Raw genomic sequence first — 18,562 nt, forward strand, 5'->3', positions numbered from 1 at the left:
TTATTCATAGCATGCTACTTGCAGGTAACATGCCAAAATAAAAAATACTTTTAAAATAGGTTGTTATAAAAAAAACAATCAGGCTTGTTGTAAATAGAGTCATTTTGACACACACTAAATTGAGTCTAAAACAGCATATAGAGTCAAAAAGACATGAATCAAAGTGATGTTTCAGCGATTTTGTCGCTAGCATTGGATCTCGCCAATAGTGTGACCAATCAAGATAGGTTTACTCGATTACTATCAACCATAAGAAAAACCATAAAGTGTGATGCCATTGCACTATTACAACATCAAATACAAGATCAAAATGCCACTCTAAAGCCATTAGCTATTGAAGGACTCTCAATCGATACTTTAGGGCGACGCTTCGATATTCACGCTCACCCTCGCCTGCGCATGATCAGCCAGTCAAAAAAACCTATTACTTTTAGCCACGACTGTGATTTACCCGATCCTTATGACGGGTTATTAGAGACTCAAACAGGCGATATCCCTATTCATGCCTGTATGGGATTACCGCTATACCAAGATGAGCAACTACTCGGTATTGTAACTTTAGACAGTTTAACGCCTAATAGCTTTGATAATATTGACAAAAATGTACTTGAAATCATCACTAAAATGAGTGCAGCGACCATGAAAACGGCAATAAGATTGGAACAGCTTGAAGATTCAGCCAAACACTCTAATGCCCTTGTTCAAGAGTTGAGCCAAGCGGCTATTATGCGTGGCGGTAGTGAGATTATCGGCCTGAGTCCAAGCATACAAGCCCTTAAGAATGAAATCAAACTCGTTGCAACATCCGATTACAATGTCTTGATCTTAGGTGAAACTGGAGTAGGAAAAGAGCTGGTTGCTGGTCATATTCACCAACATTCTCAAAGACACTCTAAACCTATGATCCAACTTAACTGTGCGTCATTACCTGAGAACCTCGCTGAAAGTGAGTTTTTTGGCCACTGTAAAGGTGCATTTACGGGCGCAGAAAAAAGTCGTGAAGGCAAATTTCAACTGGCCGATGGCGGCACACTCTTTCTCGATGAAATCGGTGAATTACCGCTGCACTTACAAAGCAAATTACTGCGCGCTTTACAAAGTGGAGAAATACAAGCGGTGGGGGAAGACAAAACAAAAACGGTCGATGTACGAGTCATTGCCGCCACCAACCGTGATTTAAAAAACGAGGTCAAAGCAGGACGCTTTCGTGCCGATCTCTATCATAGGCTGAGTGTTTATCCCATTGAGGTGCCACCATTAAGAGAAAGAGGGAATGATATACATTTACTAGCGGGTTATTTCGTTGAAAATACCGCACGTAAACTCGGTATTAAACAATTAACCTTAACAGCAGACGCCCTGGTTTTACTCTCAAGTTATCCTTGGCCAGGCAATGTAAGGGAGCTTGAACATGTCATTAGTCGAGCCGCTTTAAAAGCAAAACAAGCACAATGGAATAAAAGTATTATTCACATTCTTCCCGAATATTGTGATATCCCTATTATCAAACGAGCGCCTATTTCACCGAAAATCGTGACAGAGTACGCACAAGGTTCGCTTTCTTCACTGTCATTGCACACCCCATCTCTAAAATCTGCAACCCAAACCTTTCAAGTACAGCTGATTAAACATACCTTAGAAAAACACCAATTTAATTGGGCCGCCAGCGCAAGAGCCCTTGACACGGATAGAGCCAATCTCGTTAGACTCGCAAAACGATTAGGCATAACCGTACACAAATCGATATAATTGCTATCGGCTCAATAAAATAATAAACATAACATCTTATTTTAAAGAAAAATCAACGCTAAAAATCGGTGTTCACACCTTCACTCGGTAATTGACGCCGTATCAGTCTTTTAGTCACATCTTCAGCTTGAGCCATAACATGTGGCAATAGATCAAAGGTATAGATAAGCCCAATGCCAGCAGTATAATTTGCTCCCTGCAATCTTTCCATTTTTTTAAAAAAACCACAACACAATGAGTCTTTACTAGCAGTGGTATTAAAATCATCCCAACGCTTTATTGTATAAACATGCGTGACCTCACCACCAATGAGCTTGAAATCATTCTTAATATTTTCAAGAATAGTTTCAGCAGAAACCGTATCTGAAGGGCGAACATAAAGCACACATAACTCTTTATCCGCATAAGGCTTATAAACTTGCAAAGGTCTATCATTCAAATCTTTATCGATATTTTCTCTCAAATTTATTGTGCCCACTTGTCCTTGTAAAATACCTTTTATGTTGAGCTCATACACACATATGGGCTCAAAAACAAGCTGATTATATAATGCATTTTCCTCTTTTGTATACAAGATACAAGAAGCAAGATATTGAGGGTTACACGCGATAATAAGCCGATCAAAATGTGCTTTATGAGATTTCAATTCACTATCTAACCATGTAATATCAATCCCATGCTCTCGATTAATATCTTGTAAAGCCACACCTAACTTAACATTTATATGATAAGTATCGGCTAATTTTTCAAATAATTGTTGATACCCGCCTTCTATTTTTGCAACTGAGTGTTTAGGCTGTAAAATATATTTTAATAAAGGCCGAGGCTGAGCCATTCGAACGCCATATAATGCAGGATGATGCTTACCATAACATCCGCCTCTAATAATCCCTCTAGTCGCTCTTTCAATCTGAACAAAACCTTCCGTTTGAGTAAAGTCAAACCAAGATTGATGTAATACCTCGCTTGTTTCGACAATACGAGGAAAATGAACCCCTTTGTAAAAAATATGCTTCCATGAATATTTAATAAATTCTATAAGTAATTGAGTTTTTTCTACATAATTGAAATAAGGTTCTACCTTACCTGTAATCAAACTATAATACTGGCTTCTCACTTCCAGATAATTAACTTCTAATCCTAAACTTTGCGCTAATTGCCCTGGGTTATAAGGATAACTAGGTGAAAAAACAATCGCGCCGATATCAGCACCTCGAGAAGTTGTGCAGCAATGCCCGCCAATATAATCATTTTTATCAAATACAGTGACCTGATTGTATCCCGATTTTTTCAATACGGTAGCAGCAGTAAGGCCTGCCGTTCCAGCTCCTATAATACAAAATCGAGTATTCAATGGAAGATGACTATCTCGATACTCAACCGTCGTCGAAAGTGGTGACGGAACTCTACCAAAATAAAACATTAAATATCCCCTCTCTTTTTCAACTATAGACATGAACTTCAAATGACATTCAAATTTTCAAAATTTTCTCTTCTCCAACCGACAACAAATTCCCAAATTTTTTATTCCTTCAAACTTAGATGCTCAAGCTAAGCGTACTGGCTTTATGCAACGAATTAGCGCCATTAAACCGCTAGCGTTAGTGACGAGTCTTGTTGCAGCATTAAGCAAAAGTAATGTGACATCGATTAATGAAATCGTTAGACAGTTTAATGGGATGAGGCTTTATAAAGATGAATTCGTCGCTTATAAACCTTTTCATAATCAGCTCGCTAAGGAAACATTTCCGATATTTATCAATCAAATAACACAACAAGTGATGGCAACTTTGCTGCCAGAAGAGCAAGCGCTCCCCAAGAGGTTAAAGCAGTTCAAACAAGTCATTTTTCATGATGGCTCATCACTTACCGTCCATCCCGAATTGGCTTCTGAGTTTAAAGGACGTTTCACCAAAACAGCACCTGCAGCCGTCGAATGTCATGTTAGCTTGTCGTTATTTAAACGCAAAATCACCCGAATGAGCTACTATTAACTTTAAAATGACACAGGTATTAATAAATAACCAAGTATAATCTAAAATAGTGCCCTGTAACTTACTTACAGAAATATAGTTTAACTTTTCAGGATATAGGTACTGGCTGTAATGAGGAAAAAGACTAAACTGTATAATTGCAAAATATAAAGTGTAAGCTCTGCATGCCATCCAATAGTGTGGATTTTGCATAATTAGAGCCGCCATCCAAGCAATCGCTAAAATCAAAATATTGATATAACACACTTTACTATGGTGAAAGCTATAGCCAAATGTATATAAATATCCCAATGTCAGCGTATAAGCCGCCACCCATAAAGGAGCAGAAAAACCAACTAGATTATAGTCTGTGCTCCAATTGATAGGCACAAACACTAACATAGCTAAGATCAATATATTATTCACACGTAAATTTTTTGAGTTTTTATCTCTGATAGCTAATAACAAGGCTTCTAATATATTTACAAACAATATAACTATAAAAAAATACAGCCAATAATCTTGCTGTAACACGAGTTGCCATGTTTGGTTATATACTTCAGGATACTTGAGATAACTGTTTATTAACAAATAGAAAACTATTGGTATCGCAACCGAAAAACGTTTTGTATATTGAAACCAGCTTAAATTATTTTTTTTATACATTACAAATGGCAAATAACATGCAAAAAAAACACTGAGAGCCAAGAAGGGAAAAGGATATCTAATTAATACATAAGAAAAAATATAGCATAACAGAGCATAGCCGTAGAAGTTCAATATCAACTGAGTGTTTTTGAGTTCCATAACCATGAGTGTAGTTGTTTATCGCTAACTTTCAAATTACATCCTAGATCCTCGACATAAACGAACGGAACGGCCAGCAATTTATACTGAACAAGAAAATCAAAGACTAAAAGAGTTAGTCGATGAAGCCCCTTATCAACTCAAACATGCTCAATCGAATATGGCATTAGAGACAGGAAAAACGGCCAGTAAATCAACCCTTAAAAGAATACTCAAAAAAATTTGATTATAATCATAAACGGGCCAGACATTCATTAAAAAACAAGCGCTCCCAGGAAGATTTTTTAGCCTGCCAAGACACCTTAGCGCGACTGATTGACGCTGAACATTCAGGGTAAATTGACCTCTTTTATTTTGATGGATCAGGCTTTAGCCAGCAATCACATCTACCCTACGCTTGGTCTCCAAAAGGTGAGCCGTTAGCGATGCCATGCTACTCACGAAGCAGTAAACTTAACGTGCTTGGTTTCTTGAGCCGCAAAGGCACGTTGATTTATCACACGACAGAAAGCAGAGTGAATACCGATGTCGTTATAGAGGCGTTCGAACATTTTATAGATGTGCAGCCACTGGATAAATTGACCGTGATTTATCTTGATAATACGTCATTTCATCGCGCTAAGCGTTTTCAAGAAAAGTGTCATGAATGGCTATTAAAAGGGTTAGTCCGGATGTACTTACCCGATTATTATCCTGAACCAATATCATTGAAATACAGTGGAAAAAGATAAGGTATGAGTGGTTGTCTTGCCATGATTTTATCACTTTTGATACGCTCAAAAAGAGTGTAAAAACATCATGGACAACTATTCATCAAAATACACGATAACTTTTGTTTAAGCACTTAATCATTAAAAAATAGTAATAAAGTATGATAACGCTGTTCATTCTTCCCCTTAAGTTTAGGTAATTATCATACTCAAGACTCAAGACATATTTCTTTCCCGCCCCTAAAGTAAACAATACGGAAATAATACCAAAGCAATATATTTTATGGCTTAAAGCTCAGCCGTTGATATGCAGATAAAACTGTCCATATTAATAAAAAAAAATATAGATTTTTTCGCTATTTATTAATTAGGTGATCTTCATGAAAAATATCAATAAAACGCATAAAATCAGCCTATTAAACCTAACTCATAGTGAAAAAAATAGTAAACTCTCAGAGATTTTTAAGCACATGCAAGGTGTTATCACTCATATCAGTGAATCAGATTTTATAAATATAATTTCAACCCAACATGACATCGCACAAAAATTAAAAATATATTATGAAAATGGTGAAATTATCGGGTTTACTTCTTGGCGAGTTGAAAGAGTCCACATCAATGATAAAGGCTACGACATCCACAGATCATTAAATATAATCAGACCAGATAAAAGAAGTGTTTCTTCTGAAAAATTTATATTATCTGAAATATTAACGTATTGTATAAAAAATATATTTTCAAAATATCAATCTATTTTTGTTTGTCGTTCAGATGGCCCAGTCACTTACTATGTGTTTCATAAATACATTCCAACGATTTATCCATCAGCAACAAATAACCACAACTCATTTCTTGAAGATTTAGCATATAAACTCGCTGATAAACTTAGTATTCCAATCTGTAATCACAACCCGATCAGAACGACCTCTCCCTTTAAAGTAAATGATTCTATTGAAGATAAAAAAAGGTGGCAATCTCGAAATGAACAAAGTGTGCAGTACTTTTTAACTCACTGCCCTAATTATCTTGATGAGCATCATCAAGATAATGCCCGTTCATTACTCTTGGTATTTGAATGCGGCTTTAAAAATTGGATAAGTTCTATTATCAGACTCATAAAAAGCAGAGGAATAGTCTGGTTCTTTGGAAAGAAAACACACTCTATCACTAAGGCTGCCAAAAATTGCTATTACAATCTAGTCTCAATAAAAATAGCATCGACTGATTATGCTTTAATAACCAGTCAATTCATGTCTAGTATTTAAACTAATGGGTATTTTTTCCAATACTAGCCACCATAAATATTAGTACCATAAATTTCAGCGCCATAAATGATAGTATGGTAATAAGTATCGACTATAATGACTTTACATTAAATGAAAACAGCTATCATTGCAGGCGCAACGGGCGCCATCGGAACAGAGCTTTTAGCAATATTATTAAACGCGGCGGAATATGACCAAGTGCATTGTCTGGTTAGACGCCCCTTAGGATTTTCACATTCCAAACTCATCGTTCACTTAATTGATTTCGATGAATGGGATCCACAAACACTCATTAGTACTCATTCTGAATTGATGCATGGCCAAGTCTTTTGCTGCTTGGGCAGCACACTTAAACAAGCCGGTTTCCTTGATGCATTTAAGCGTATCGATATTGATTATGTTTTATCTGTCGCTAAATTTGCTGAAGAATCATCAGCCGAAGGATTTTCTCTTATTAGTGCAATAGGCGCCAATGCTTCCTCTTCAAATTACTACACTCAAACAAAAGGAGAAGTCGAGCAACAAGTCCAACAACATCACATTCCCGCCATTCGTATTTTTAGACCCTCATTACTTCACGCAAAGCGTGCGCAATTTCGACTAGGAGAATATGTAGGATTTATGCTACTGACTGTATTGTCTCCGTTGCTACAAGGAAAACTGAAGAAATACCGTGCTATAAGCACTAAACAAGTGGCAAAAGCCCTTTACCTCACTTCTATAGAGGAACATGATGGGGTCGTTATTTTTGAAAGCGATGCCATTCAAAATTATTAATAATCAAGCGACTCGATCAAACAGGGTTAAAGTAGTGTGTAATCTTTAAACATGGCCCCTTGACCGTGATAATAACCTTGTTCATCGATAATATTCCAAACGATAGCGTTATTAATCATAAAACGTTTTCCAGTGGCAGAAATTCGAACACCTCGATATTGATCGATAAACCCTTGACGAGTGACTTGTTCCAATAAAGCATCGCGTTCTTCTTGCAATAAAGCCTCTGCCGAATACCGCGATGGCTGTTGAATAAAATCATGCCATGAATACTCAAATAATGATAACGCAAAACGATTAGCAAAATTAAAAATAGGATCAGCTTCTGTCCCATGAGATAAAATAGCAAAAGGCGCTTGATCTAAAACCTCAATCAATGGCTGAGAAGAAGCTTTAATTGGCAATAAGTCTTTGCCTGTTAATCGCTTAAAACTTGATAACATTCTCTCAGCATGTAATGCATACCAAATGTCTTTCAATGAACTAGATCCATTCATATTCTAGCTCCTCAATAACAACAAACAAAAGAGGGTTAAAGCAAACTAAAAATATCATGTTCTAACGCTTTAACCAATCTCTTGTTTGAAATATCGCTTTCTAAATTTTAAATTGGCTCACGAGCACAGATAACTCGTCTGATAAATGTGCTAATTGCTGAATGCCACGATCATTTTTATCTGCCAATGTATGAATATGAGATGACAGATCTGTAATGGTTATCACATTTTCATTGAGTGAGTTAACAACGCTACTTTGCTCTTCTGTGGCTGTGGCAACCTGACAATTCATATCGGCAATTTGTTGGATCACTTCGGTCACTTTTTGCAACGACTCACTGGCCTCAGTTGACTTATCAACACCCTGTCTGCTCGATTGGATCCCCACACTCATGGCATCAACCGCTTCTTGTGTGCCTTCTTGAAACTGCCCAATCACTTTACGAATTTCTTCCGTTGAAGCCTGTGTTTGCTGAGCAAGCTGCCTGACTTCATCGGCAACAACAGCAAAGCCTCGACCTTGCTCTCCGGCTCTTGCCGCTTCAATAGCGGCATTGAGTGCCAGTAAATTCGTTTGATCTGAAATACCACTGATCACATCAATCACGGTACTGATTGATTCGGCATGTTTTGCCAACTCGGTGATTTTAGACTCAGTTAATTGAATTTCAGAAGCTAACTCATTGATCACTGCGCTGGCGTCTTTTACGACTTCATTTGACGCTTGGGTATCTTCTTTCGTGACTTCTGTTTTTTGTGATGTAGACATGGCCAAACGAGAAATCTCATGCACTGTGGCTCCCATTTCATTAATCGCTGTGGCCACTTGCTCTGAATTAACTCTTTGATCTTGAGTGGTCTTAATTGTCTCTTCCGATGCAACAGAGAGATCCACAATGACCTTGGCTAAGGTTTTTTGATCTTTATCGATTCGCTTAATATCATTATGCAGCTTATCAACAAATGCATTAAACCCTTTCGCAAGCAAGCCTAACTCATCATTGCGACTGTCATTTAAACGCTGAGTTAAATCCCCACCATTATCAGCCATATTGCTTAATGCTAATGCCACATCATTGATAGGACGAGTTAAAAAATAGGTCACCCACAGCATCATTAACACAAAAATGCCACCAATAAGAAGATTAATGATCATGCTATAAGTGACGGTTTTATCCAACTCACTCATTAACTCATTCACGGGTAATTCAGCAAATAATTGCCAACTTAATTCCGGAATAAACACACTGGCTAAATAGTAAGTTTGTCCATTTTTAGTGGTTTCTTCCACAACAACATCGGTATTTTCTTGGTGTAATGTACGCGCAATGCTCTCATAGCCTTCAAGCATACTCACGAAATCACGATCTACTCTATCTAGCTGAGGGTGAACGGTAATGAGTCCACTCTCATTTGTGGTAAACACAAACCCCGACTGGCCAATTTGATTACGGGTCACAATATCAATGATATGCCCTAGCTCATATCCCATTCCTGCTATGGCAATGACTTTACCTTGTTCACGAACCAATACATTCACAAAAGCCGTCATACGTTTTGACACCATATCGATATCTAAATCCAGTGAAACCAAATCAGGATTTTTTAAACGTTCAAAAAACCATTGGTGTCCTGAGTGGCTCTCAAGCAAGGTTTCAGAAAAACCTGTATCTTTATAATATTTATTCTCAATAACAGAAACCCAGTAAACGGTACTGGCGCCATTTTCATCTTTAAGGCGCGACAAATAAGCCAAAATAGGCGCAATTTCACTTTCTTGTTCTCCCCTTAATGCCCAATCAATTAAAAACTGATTTTGAGCAATCCCCTTTGATAATGAAATAGGGATCTGTAATTCACTTGCGATCTTATTTTTGATTTTTTCTAATCGATTCGGTAATTCTTCGCTTTTTGCTCTATTTTCAACAATGGAACGAAAGATATAATTAGAAGAAAAAGTCGCAAAAATAATTGATGTTAATAAAGCAATGCTGGTGAGCCCTACTAATCCTCTTCGAATAGAAAAAGACGCTATCCATTTTTTTATATTCATACTTTCGTCCCTAACACGATTTTAAAATTGTGACCCTAAAGGTCTAAGACCTAGAATCTACAAAAACAACACAACACCACCGAATTGACCGATGAAATAGAAAAAGGATGATTATTTATACATTTATAATCAGTTGGTTAACAAACAAAGGCGAGCATTGTATAGATTTCACCACTAAGGTCAAATAGTAAAATTAAATTGTTTAAGTTAGATAACAAGCGACGCTGGTTTACTTCAGCTTTAATGACGTTTTAAGAATTGATTAAAATTCGGCTTTTAATTAGCGAGGCGTGTTCTTGACAAACCTCTTTAATAGCCAGAATAAGCGACGTGTTGGCTTTATTCGTTTTATAGGCTAAACCAATATGTTTTACTAAGTTCAATCCTTCAATAGGGAGTAATTGAATACCTGCCGTTTCTTTTATTTCTTGCCAATTCGGTAATAAAGCAGCGCCAATCCCCGTACTGACCAATTGCCAAGCATATTCAATGGTGCGTATATTTGCCCTATGTTGAAAATGGACTCCCTGATTAACCATCTCAAGTTTAAGCTTATTGAGTGCATCACAGGGCATTCGATAAATAAAAGGCATTCCATCCAACTGAGCAAGCTTCACCAGAGTTTGATCCGCCATTGACCAACTCGTCGGTACGGCCAATTGGTAATCATCTTGCCAAATCGGAATAAAACTCTCTTGACTGGTGACTGCATGAGTTAATACCACACGAATATCACATGGCTCTTCTGGATCCACTAAGGTTAGCTCTAAATGCTCAATTTTTTCTGAGATCTGCTTAATAAAAAAACTCATTCGTTTCGCCCCGAGTGAGCGCATTATTCCCAAACGCAAACTCACAGGTTGAGGGCTATTAGCAAAAAGCTGATAAATAGAGTGGGTATTATCAGTAATATCTTTTGCTAACGGATAGAGTTTATCTGCCGCCGCTGTCGGCAACACACCTCGAGCATGACGAATAAAAAGCGTAACAGATAATAATGATTCCAACTGCTGAATAGCTGCAGTAATAGAAGGCTGAGAAACAAAACATATTTTTGCCGCGGCACTAATACTGCCCTTATCATAAACCGCTTGAAAATATTTTAATGAACGTAACTCCATCATTCTCAATCACTTCCTTATTGCTTCTTGCTCAAGATACAGCCAAGAGGATAATGAGTCAATATAGCTAAATCCTTGAGCTATAAGAGACCACTATAGAAGACATAAAAAAATATTATTATTCAATAAACCATACTTTATATAAGGTTTTATATCCATCCATTCTTGCACGGAAAGATAATGACCTCACCCACAGCCTCTGCCAATTTGAACATTAAAATCATTGAAGAAAAGCACACACAAGCACCTCATTTAGTCGTATCTAAAGAGGATCTCGAACTATGTATGCAGCGTTATGAATACAGCCAAATAACGAGACAGATTATTCAGCAAGAGAATTTGTTGCCCATAGGCTTATTGAGTCGATTACACGCCTCTTATCCGCAACATTCTGGTTTTTTAGAAAACAAACGCTTTCTCTTTCATGGTAAAGATCACTACACAGGCCTGTCTGGTTTTCGTGAAGTCTGTGGCATTTTAGCGAAAAATGGCATCGAAATCGGTCATATTGCCGAGCGGGAGTTTTTTGTTGAAGTCTACCGCTTTTTAGCCACTCGCCATTCGTTAAACAGCATTAATTGGGACAACTATCAACAAGATCCGGTTTTTCAACTGGTGTTTGCTCAACCTGGCATGATTGAACCACAAACGACTGAACGTTATGTCAATGAAACCGATGCGAAAGCACGCACACAAATCGCCATTGAGTATATGGAAAAAACCAATCCTCACGATGGCAATCAGCAACTGAATAAACCTTGGTTTGAAAATGCAGCGGGTGAGATTGAGTTTCTTGACGGCTCTCAGCACAAATACCCTCAGTGCCAGCTCATTTTTGATAAAACCACCCAAAACTGTTTTTCTTTTTGTACTTATTGCTTTCGTCATGCACAAGTACGAGGCGATGAAGACATGTTTATTCAAAAAGATATTCAGCAAATTCATGACTATGTTCGTCAACATACTGAAATTACCGATTTATTGATAACCGGTGGTGATGGTGGCTACATGCCCGCTAGCCGCTTGAAGCAATATGTCATGCCTCTAATTCAAGATCCCAGGTTATTGCATGTCAAAAATGTGCGCTTAGCCACGCGGTCACTCACCTTTCAACCAGAAATGATCCTAAGTGATAAATATAATGAAATGTTAAAAGTGTTTGATATGTTGAGAGATAATGGTATTCAACTCGCTTGGATGGCGCACTTCTCAACCCCAAGAGAGCTCTTAAATCCCAGCACTATTGCGGCCATTCGGCGACTACAGAATCATGGGGTCAATATTCGCTCACAAAGCCCTATCATGCATCACATCAGCTTATTTACCAATGATAAAGGCGAAGTGGATGTCGATAAGTCCGCTAAAAATTGGATCCATCTTGCTGAAATATTGGGGATTATGAGTATTGGCTTTCATTCCATGTATTGCGCCCGCCCCACGGGTGAACATCATTACTACAGCGCACCACTGGCTAAAATCGAGCAGATTTTTAACACCATCTATCGCTCCTTGGCTTCGATCAATCGACCATCTAGACATATTTCCATGACGATTTCTGCAGGAAAACTGGCCATCTTAGGCACCTCAATCATCAATGGTGAAAAGTGTTTTGCACTGCAATTTACTGAAGCACGCAACATGAAATGGATGGATCGCGTATTTCACGCTAAATACAACGAAGTCGAAAACAAAATCGACTGTTTACTTCCCTTTGACACCCATGAGTACTTCTTTGAAAAAGAATTAAAACAAATCGAGACCCAATTGGCTGAAGCTTTGCAAGCAAGATTAGAGCACTAATCTCAATACCGAGGGCAACATTCTGTTCGTTGCTCGTATCAATCAACATACAGTCATAGAAAAATAATCCTCATGATAAATAAATTTTCCCACTCTATCACTGACATGATCAATCCCATTTTTGATGGTGCAAGCATAATGATCAGCGGTTTTGGTGAGGCTGGCAGCCCTATTGAACTCATTCATGCGCTGATCGATCATGGCGCAAAAGAACTTACCGTGATCAATAATAATACTGGCAGTGGGCAAGTGGGCTTAGCCGCACTCATTGCCAATGGACAAGTCCGTAAAATGATCTGCTCTTTTCCTCGAACGGCCAATTCAAGCGTTTTTCCGAAGCTGTATCGCGCAGGCAAAATTGAGCTTGAACTCGTGCCACAAGGTACACTTGCCGAGCGTATTCGCGCAGGAGGTGCAGGGATCCCGGCTTTTTATACAGCCACATCTGTCGGAACGCCACTAAGTCAAGGCAAAGAGACTCGGCGCTTTGAAAATACAGACACTGTGATGGAGCGAGGACTCACAGCCGATTTCGCACTCATTAAAGCCCACTGCGCCGATCGTTACGGCAATCTCACCTATCATAAAACCGCACGTAATTTCGCCCCCATTATGGCCATGGCAGCCAATACCACACTAGTGCAAACTCAACATAAGATTGAAGCTGGGGAAATCGATCCCGAATCTGTGATCACGCCTGGCATTTTTGTTAATCATATCATAGCTGTACCTCAACCTCAGCAAGAGTCATTACTTGTCGCTCAAGGACACGTTTATCCATGAAAACCAATAACAAATCAATTAATAAAGCACAAGATAATTCACAAGCTGTGTACCAAAAAAACCATGTTGTCGGCTGGACCAGAGAACAAATGGCCCAGCGAGTCGCCCAAGATATTCCCAATGGTGCATATGTGAATTTAGGCATAGGCATTCCTGAGCATGTCGCCCGCTTTGTGCCTAAAGGACGGGAAGTTATCTATCATACTGAAAATGGATTACTCGGTATGGGCCCTACACCTAATGATGATGAAATTTGCCTTGATTTAATCAATGCAGGTAAAAAACCTGTCACAGCCATTAAAGGTGCCGCCTATTTTCACCATGCCGATAGTTTTGCCATGATCCGTGGACAACACATTGATGTGTGTGTATTAGGCGCAATGCAAGTGTCTGAAAAAGGTGATCTTGCCAATTGGTCCACGGGGAATAAAGATGCGATCCCTGCCGTCGGCGGCGCAATGGACTTAGTGGCTGGTGTTAAAACGATTTTTGTGATGACCCAACACACCACAAAAAACGGAGAAGCCAAACTACTCAAACAATGCTCTTATCCCTTAACGGGTCAGCAAGTGGTCAATCGTATTTATACTAACCTTTGTGTTATCGATATTACTGAGCAAGGATTTTCCCTTATTGAACTGGCACCGGATGTGAGCTTTGCTTATGTGGTGGCGCGCACAGATGCAAAACTTATAGACAAACGAGATCAGCATGTTAAACAGGCCATCTCTCAATCACAAACCTCCCTTGTCTCTACCGTCTAAAGAGTCTCATTATGTCTTCTATTGATCAAAGCGCGCAATTGTTTAAACGCGCCCAAAACGTTCTTCCCGGCGGCGTGAGCCGAAATACGATTTTTAATTTACCCCATCCAACCTATGTTAGTCATGGCGAGGGCTGTTATGTTACCGACATTAATGGCGTGAAACGCATTGATTTTGCAAATAATATGGCCTCACTCATTCATGGCCATGCCGAACCTAATATTACCCAAGCCATCATCAAGCAAGTTGAAAAAGGCACAGCTTTCACTCTAGCTACCGAATTAGAAATCAAATTTGCCGAATTACTTTGTAATAGAGTCCCCAGCTTTGAGCAGATCCGCTTTGTTAATTCAGGAACAGAAGCCGTCATGGCTATGATTAAAACCGCTCGCGCTTTTACCCAAAAAACAAAAATAGCCAAAGTTGAAGGGGCCTATCATGGCAACTATGATTATGCCGAAGTCAGTCAAACAGCCTCACCAGCAAGCTGGGGAAATGCACAACAACCTAACAGTGTTGCTGTAGGACGCGGCACACCACAAAGCGCGTTAGATGATGTCATTGTTATTCCTTATAATGATATTGATAGAGCATTAAGCATTTTAGAGCAGCACAAAACAGCACTCGCTGGCATTTTAATCGATCCCATTTCACATAGAGTGGGCTTAACACCCGCCTCCCCTGAATTTATTCATGCCTTATACCAATGGAGCCGCGACAATCACAGCTTATTACTGTTTGATGAAGTCATTACTTTTCGAACTCGCTTTTCAGGTGCTCAAGCCTACTATCAAATTAAACCAGATCTAACCGCCATTGGTAAGATGATAGGGGGTGGATTTCCTGTGGGGGCCTTTGCCGGAAGGCGAGATATTATGCAAGTGCTCAACCCTAGCCAATCTCCTATTATATTGCCGCATTCGGGCACGTTTTCAGCCAATCCTGTCACTATGGTGGCCGGGTTCACTGCGATGCAATTATTTGATAACGCCGCTGTCGATAGACTTAATCAATTAGGTCTTTTAGCACGAGAGCGACTCACTCAAGCAATAGAGAATTTAGGCATTAAAGCCTGTGTAACGGGAGCAGGCTCTATGCTTAGATTGCATTTTAAAGCGCAAGCGCCTAGCGATTATCGTCAAAGCTACAATGATGCAATACAAAATCAGGCCACAAAGTCCTTACTTAACTATCTCTTTAATAATGGCATTATGATGATCAATACCTGCACGGCCATGCTATCCACCCCCATGACCGAAAAAGATATCCACTATTTAGTCGAGACAATCACGTCAGGTTTGGCTCAAATCCAACACCAATATCCAGAACTAAACCATTAATAAATAAGGATCCAACATGCTCAAGGATGTATACATTTGTGATGCCATTCGAACGCCTATCGCCCGCTACGCTGGTTCTCTTTCAACGGTTCGCGCCGATGATTTAGCGGCCATTCCCCTCAAAGCGCTAAAAGAAAGATGTTCATCACTGGATTTCAACCAAATCGACGATATTGTATTGGGCTGCGCTAACCAAGCGGGTGAAGATAACCGTAATATTGCCCGCATGGCATCGCTGCTGGCGAATTTTCCAAAAAGCGTATCTGGCGTGACACTCAATCGACTCTGTGGATCGGGACTCAATGCCATTGGCTATGGTATGCAGGCCATTAAAGCGAATGAGAGCGAGCTTATCATAGCAGGCGGGGTTGAGCATATGACACGCGCTCCTTATGTCATGGCAAAAGCCAATACGCCTTTTGAACGCCATCAAAGCCTGTTTGATACCACCATGGGCTGGCGATTTATTAATCCAGCATTTGATGCGCGTTTTGGCACACAAAGCATGGCCCAAACAGCAGAGAATCTTGCCGAGAAATATCATATTACTCGAGAGCAGCAAGATCACTTTGCCTTTTCCAGCCAATTAAAAGCGGCCAGCGCACAAGAAATGGGATATTTCACCGAAGAAATCATACCAATAACATTACAAACTAAAAAAGGCGATTCAATACGCTTTGATGCCGATGAGCATTTACGCTTCACAAGCCTTGAGAAAATGGCCAAACTCGCTCCGATTGTTCACCCACAAGGGACCATTACTGCCGCCAATGCATCGGGAATAAACGATGGCGCGGCGGCCATGATTTTGGCTTCTGAAAATGCACTTTGCGCTCAAAATCTCACGCCAAAAGCCAAAATATTGGGCATGTCCGTTGTGGGCGTCACTCCAAGTTTAATGGGCATTGGCCCCGTTCCTGCCAGCCAAAAATTACTCTCACGTCTTGGGCTGACCTTAAATGACATGGATATCATAGAGCTCAATGAAGCCTTTGCTGCCCAAGCCTTAGCCTGTATTCATGAAATGGGATTAAGTGCAAATGATCCGCGCATTAATCCTCAAGGCGGCGCGATTGCGTTAGGCCACCCTTTGGGCATGAGTGGCACTCGTATTGTGATGTCGGCAATGCATCAACTCATACGCAATCAGCAAAGATATGCTTTGTGCACTATGTGTATTGGCGTCGGTCAAGGCATTGCGATGATCATTGAAAATGTGCATTGAAAATGTGCATTGAAAATGTTCATTGAAAATGTGCATTGCAAACATGGCAAGAATGGTGAGCAATCTAGCATTGCTATTGCAGCCACTAGACTTGCCAATCGATAGCAGTTTCGCCAAGTGCGAGCAAATGACGATTCACTTCAGAAAAATGACGGCAGCCCAAAAAGCCTCGATAGGCCGATAAAGGGGAAGGGTGTGGGCCGGATAAAATTACATGCTGCTTTGCATTGATAAGCTTGCCTTTTTTTATGGCATGCCCACCCCATAATACAAAAATAATCGATCTAGTTTGCTCATTGAGGACCCTCAATATATTGTCCGTAAAGGTTTCCCAGCCCACTTTTGCATGGGAATGGGCTTTGCCTTGCTCCACGGTAAGTACAGTATTGAGCATCAATACACCTTGCTTAGCCCAAGGCGTCAAGCAACCATGTTGAGGGCTCCTAAACCCATCAATATCAGTCGCGAGTTCCTTATAAATATTGACCAAAGAAGGGGGGACTTTAATACCTTCTTTCACGGAAAAACACAAACCGTGTGCTTGATTGGGTCCATGATAAGGATCTTGGCCCAATAACACCACTTTCACTTTCTCAAGCGGCGTTAATGTCAATGCATTGAGTACCTCATTTTGTGGTGGATAAATTGTTTTTCCCGCTGCGCGTTCTGTGAACACAAAATCTGTAATGGATTGATAATAAGCTTGCGCTTCTTGCTCGGCTAAAAAGCTCTGCCAATGGGTATGCTTCTTGGTCATTCAATGGTGCTCAACAATAAAAATTAAAGGGTAAACCAAACTCGAATCGCTAATAAAAGCAATACAACCCCAGAGATTTTATCAATCAATCCCGCTTTCGATCTTAACTTAGGTAAAACGGCGCCATGGGAAAGCACTAACGCAATAAAGGTATACCAAAGCCCATCGACAACTAGCGGTGTGAGTACAATAAGGGATTGGCCAGTCACTGTGCTTGCATCCATCACAAATTGACTGAACAGCGCCACAAAAAATAAAATAATTTTAGGATTAAACAAGGAAATGGCTATGCCATCTCTTGCTGCAACAATGGCCGACGTATTTTCGCCTGCCGCGAGTTTATCAGCCATTCCCCCTTTAGAACGCAGCGCTTGTATGCCTATCCAAGCGAGATAGAGTCCGCCCATTAACGCAATACCATTAAACACTAGAGGGGCATGTTTTAATAAAGCCGCCAATCCCAATAAAGTGAGTAAAGCGTAAATACCAATACCGATAGAATGGGCCCAAGCACAGATAATGCCTTTAGCCCGCCCACCACCTAATGTGTGGCGTACCACCATAGCTAAACTCGGCCCCGGAGACATGGCCCCTAAAAAACTAATGGCCAATAAACTGAGCCAAGATGCTATTGTCATAATTGTCTTATCCTAATACATAAAATCAGGTCACATGAAACGTTCAACATTAATGTAACCGCAAAGTAGGCGCGATTTTAGCATTAACCCTTAACGGCAACCAATAAAATAAAACTGACCCGACAATACTCTCAGGCCTTAGAGCTAACCCTATAAAATTAACTCATCTTTGTCTTTGTCTTTGTCTTTGTCTTTGTCTTTGTCTTTGTCTTTGTCTTTGTCTTTGTCTTTGTCTTTGTCTTTGTCTTTGTCTTTGTCTTTGTCTTTGTCTTTGTCTTTGTCTTTGTCTTTGTCTTTGTCTTT

At 39.8% G+C, this 18,562-nt stretch carries 17 protein-coding genes; 10 read left to right on the top strand and 7 right to left on the bottom strand.

Annotated elements, in window-relative coordinates; translation table 11 throughout:
• Positions 1-153 precede the first annotated feature (153 nt).
• Positions 154-1,749 (top strand): nitric oxide reductase transcriptional regulator NorR, encoded by a 1,596-nt coding sequence (gene norR, locus Q0791_RS09635; protein WP_299005382.1) that lies wholly within the window; start codon positions 154-156, stop codon positions 1,747-1,749.
• A gap of 58 nt (positions 1,750-1,807) precedes the next feature.
• On the opposite strand, the gene Q0791_RS09640 is transcribed toward norR, so the two are convergent.
• The gene (locus tag Q0791_RS09640) at positions 1,808-3,172 is read right to left on the bottom strand and encodes an NAD(P)-binding protein (protein ID WP_299005384.1); all 1,365 of its coding nucleotides are present in this window, start codon (positions 3,170-3,172) and stop codon (positions 1,808-1,810) included.
• A gap of 145 nt (positions 3,173-3,317) precedes the next feature.
• On the opposite strand from Q0791_RS09640, the gene Q0791_RS09645 reads away from it, so the two are divergent.
• Positions 3,318-3,743 carry a hypothetical protein gene (locus Q0791_RS09645; protein ID WP_299005386.1) on the top strand — a complete coding sequence of 142 codons (426 nt, stop codon included), beginning with the start codon at positions 3,318-3,320 and terminating at the stop codon, positions 3,741-3,743.
• On the opposite strand, the gene Q0791_RS09650 is transcribed toward Q0791_RS09645, so the two are convergent.
• On the bottom strand, positions 3,705-4,256 hold the full coding sequence (locus tag Q0791_RS09650) for a hypothetical protein (protein ID WP_299005388.1): 552 nt from the start codon (positions 4,254-4,256) through the stop codon (positions 3,705-3,707). The two genes, Q0791_RS09645 and Q0791_RS09650, sit on opposite strands and share 39 nt — an antisense overlap.
• Positions 4,257-4,867: 611 nt before the next feature.
• On the opposite strand from Q0791_RS09650, the gene Q0791_RS09655 reads away from it, so the two are divergent.
• The 3 genes from Q0791_RS09655 (at position 4,868) to Q0791_RS09665 (ending at position 7,281) form a co-directional block, all read left to right on the top strand.
• On the top strand, positions 4,868-5,260 hold the full coding sequence (locus Q0791_RS09655; protein ID WP_299005425.1) for a transposase: 393 nt from the start codon (positions 4,868-4,870) through the stop codon (positions 5,258-5,260).
• A 359-nt stretch (positions 5,261-5,619) separates the two neighbouring features.
• Entirely contained in the window at positions 5,620-6,504 is an 885-nt protein-coding gene (locus Q0791_RS09660; RefSeq protein WP_299005389.1) for a hypothetical protein, read from the top strand.
• A 111-nt stretch (positions 6,505-6,615) separates the two neighbouring features.
• On the top strand, positions 6,616-7,281 hold the full coding sequence (locus Q0791_RS09665) for an NAD(P)H-binding protein (RefSeq protein WP_299005392.1): 666 nt from the start codon (positions 6,616-6,618) through the stop codon (positions 7,279-7,281).
• A 26-nt stretch (positions 7,282-7,307) separates the two neighbouring features.
• On the opposite strand, the gene Q0791_RS09670 is transcribed toward Q0791_RS09665, so the two are convergent.
• The 3 genes from Q0791_RS09670 to Q0791_RS09680 form a co-directional block, all read right to left on the bottom strand.
• Positions 7,308-7,778 (bottom strand): MEKHLA domain-containing protein, encoded by a 471-nt coding sequence (locus Q0791_RS09670; protein WP_299005395.1) that lies wholly within the window; start codon positions 7,776-7,778, stop codon positions 7,308-7,310.
• Between the two features lie 100 nt (positions 7,779-7,878).
• On the bottom strand, positions 7,879-9,831 hold the full coding sequence (locus tag Q0791_RS09675) for a methyl-accepting chemotaxis protein (protein ID WP_299005397.1): 1,953 nt from the start codon (positions 9,829-9,831) through the stop codon (positions 7,879-7,881).
• 251 nt (positions 9,832-10,082) lie between these two features.
• A complete protein-coding gene (locus tag Q0791_RS09680) occupies positions 10,083-10,955 on the bottom strand; it encodes a LysR family transcriptional regulator (protein ID WP_299005400.1) in 873 nt (290 codons plus the stop codon).
• Positions 10,956-11,132: 177 nt separating this feature from the next.
• Here Q0791_RS09680 and Q0791_RS09685 point away from each other — a divergent pair, with 177 nt between their 5' ends.
• The 5 genes from Q0791_RS09685 (at position 11,133) to pcaF (ending at position 16,864) form a co-directional block, all read left to right on the top strand.
• Complete coding sequence (locus Q0791_RS09685) at positions 11,133-12,752, top strand: hypothetical protein (RefSeq protein ID WP_299005403.1); 1,620 nt, start codon at positions 11,133-11,135, stop codon at positions 12,750-12,752.
• Between the two features lie 72 nt (positions 12,753-12,824).
• Complete coding sequence (locus tag Q0791_RS09690) at positions 12,825-13,535, top strand: 3-oxoacid CoA-transferase subunit A (RefSeq protein WP_299005406.1); 711 nt, start codon at positions 12,825-12,827, stop codon at positions 13,533-13,535.
• Entirely contained in the window at positions 13,532-14,299 is a 768-nt protein-coding gene (locus Q0791_RS09695; protein ID WP_299005408.1) for a 3-oxoacid CoA-transferase subunit B, read from the top strand. The genes Q0791_RS09690 and Q0791_RS09695 overlap by 4 nt, the downstream gene beginning before the upstream one ends.
• An 11-nt stretch (positions 14,300-14,310) precedes the next feature.
• Positions 14,311-15,639, top strand: coding sequence for an aspartate aminotransferase family protein (locus Q0791_RS09700; protein WP_299005411.1), 1,329 nt, complete (start codon positions 14,311-14,313; stop codon positions 15,637-15,639).
• Between the two features lie 16 nt (positions 15,640-15,655).
• On the top strand, positions 15,656-16,864 hold the full coding sequence (pcaF, locus tag Q0791_RS09705; protein WP_299005414.1) for a 3-oxoadipyl-CoA thiolase: 1,209 nt from the start codon (positions 15,656-15,658) through the stop codon (positions 16,862-16,864).
• Between the two features lie 85 nt (positions 16,865-16,949).
• On the opposite strand, the gene ung is transcribed toward pcaF, so the two are convergent.
• The gene (gene ung / locus Q0791_RS09710) at positions 16,950-17,621 is read right to left on the bottom strand and encodes a uracil-DNA glycosylase (protein WP_299005417.1); all 672 of its coding nucleotides are present in this window, start codon (positions 17,619-17,621) and stop codon (positions 16,950-16,952) included.
• 23 nt (positions 17,622-17,644) lie between these two features.
• On the bottom strand, positions 17,645-18,259 hold the full coding sequence (locus Q0791_RS09715; protein WP_299005420.1) for a LysE family translocator: 615 nt from the start codon (positions 18,257-18,259) through the stop codon (positions 17,645-17,647).
• Positions 18,260-18,562: the final 303 nt, after the last annotated feature.

This window comes from uncultured Shewanella sp. (assembly GCF_947495455.1).
Lineage (GTDB): Bacteria > Pseudomonadota > Gammaproteobacteria > Enterobacterales > Shewanellaceae > Shewanella.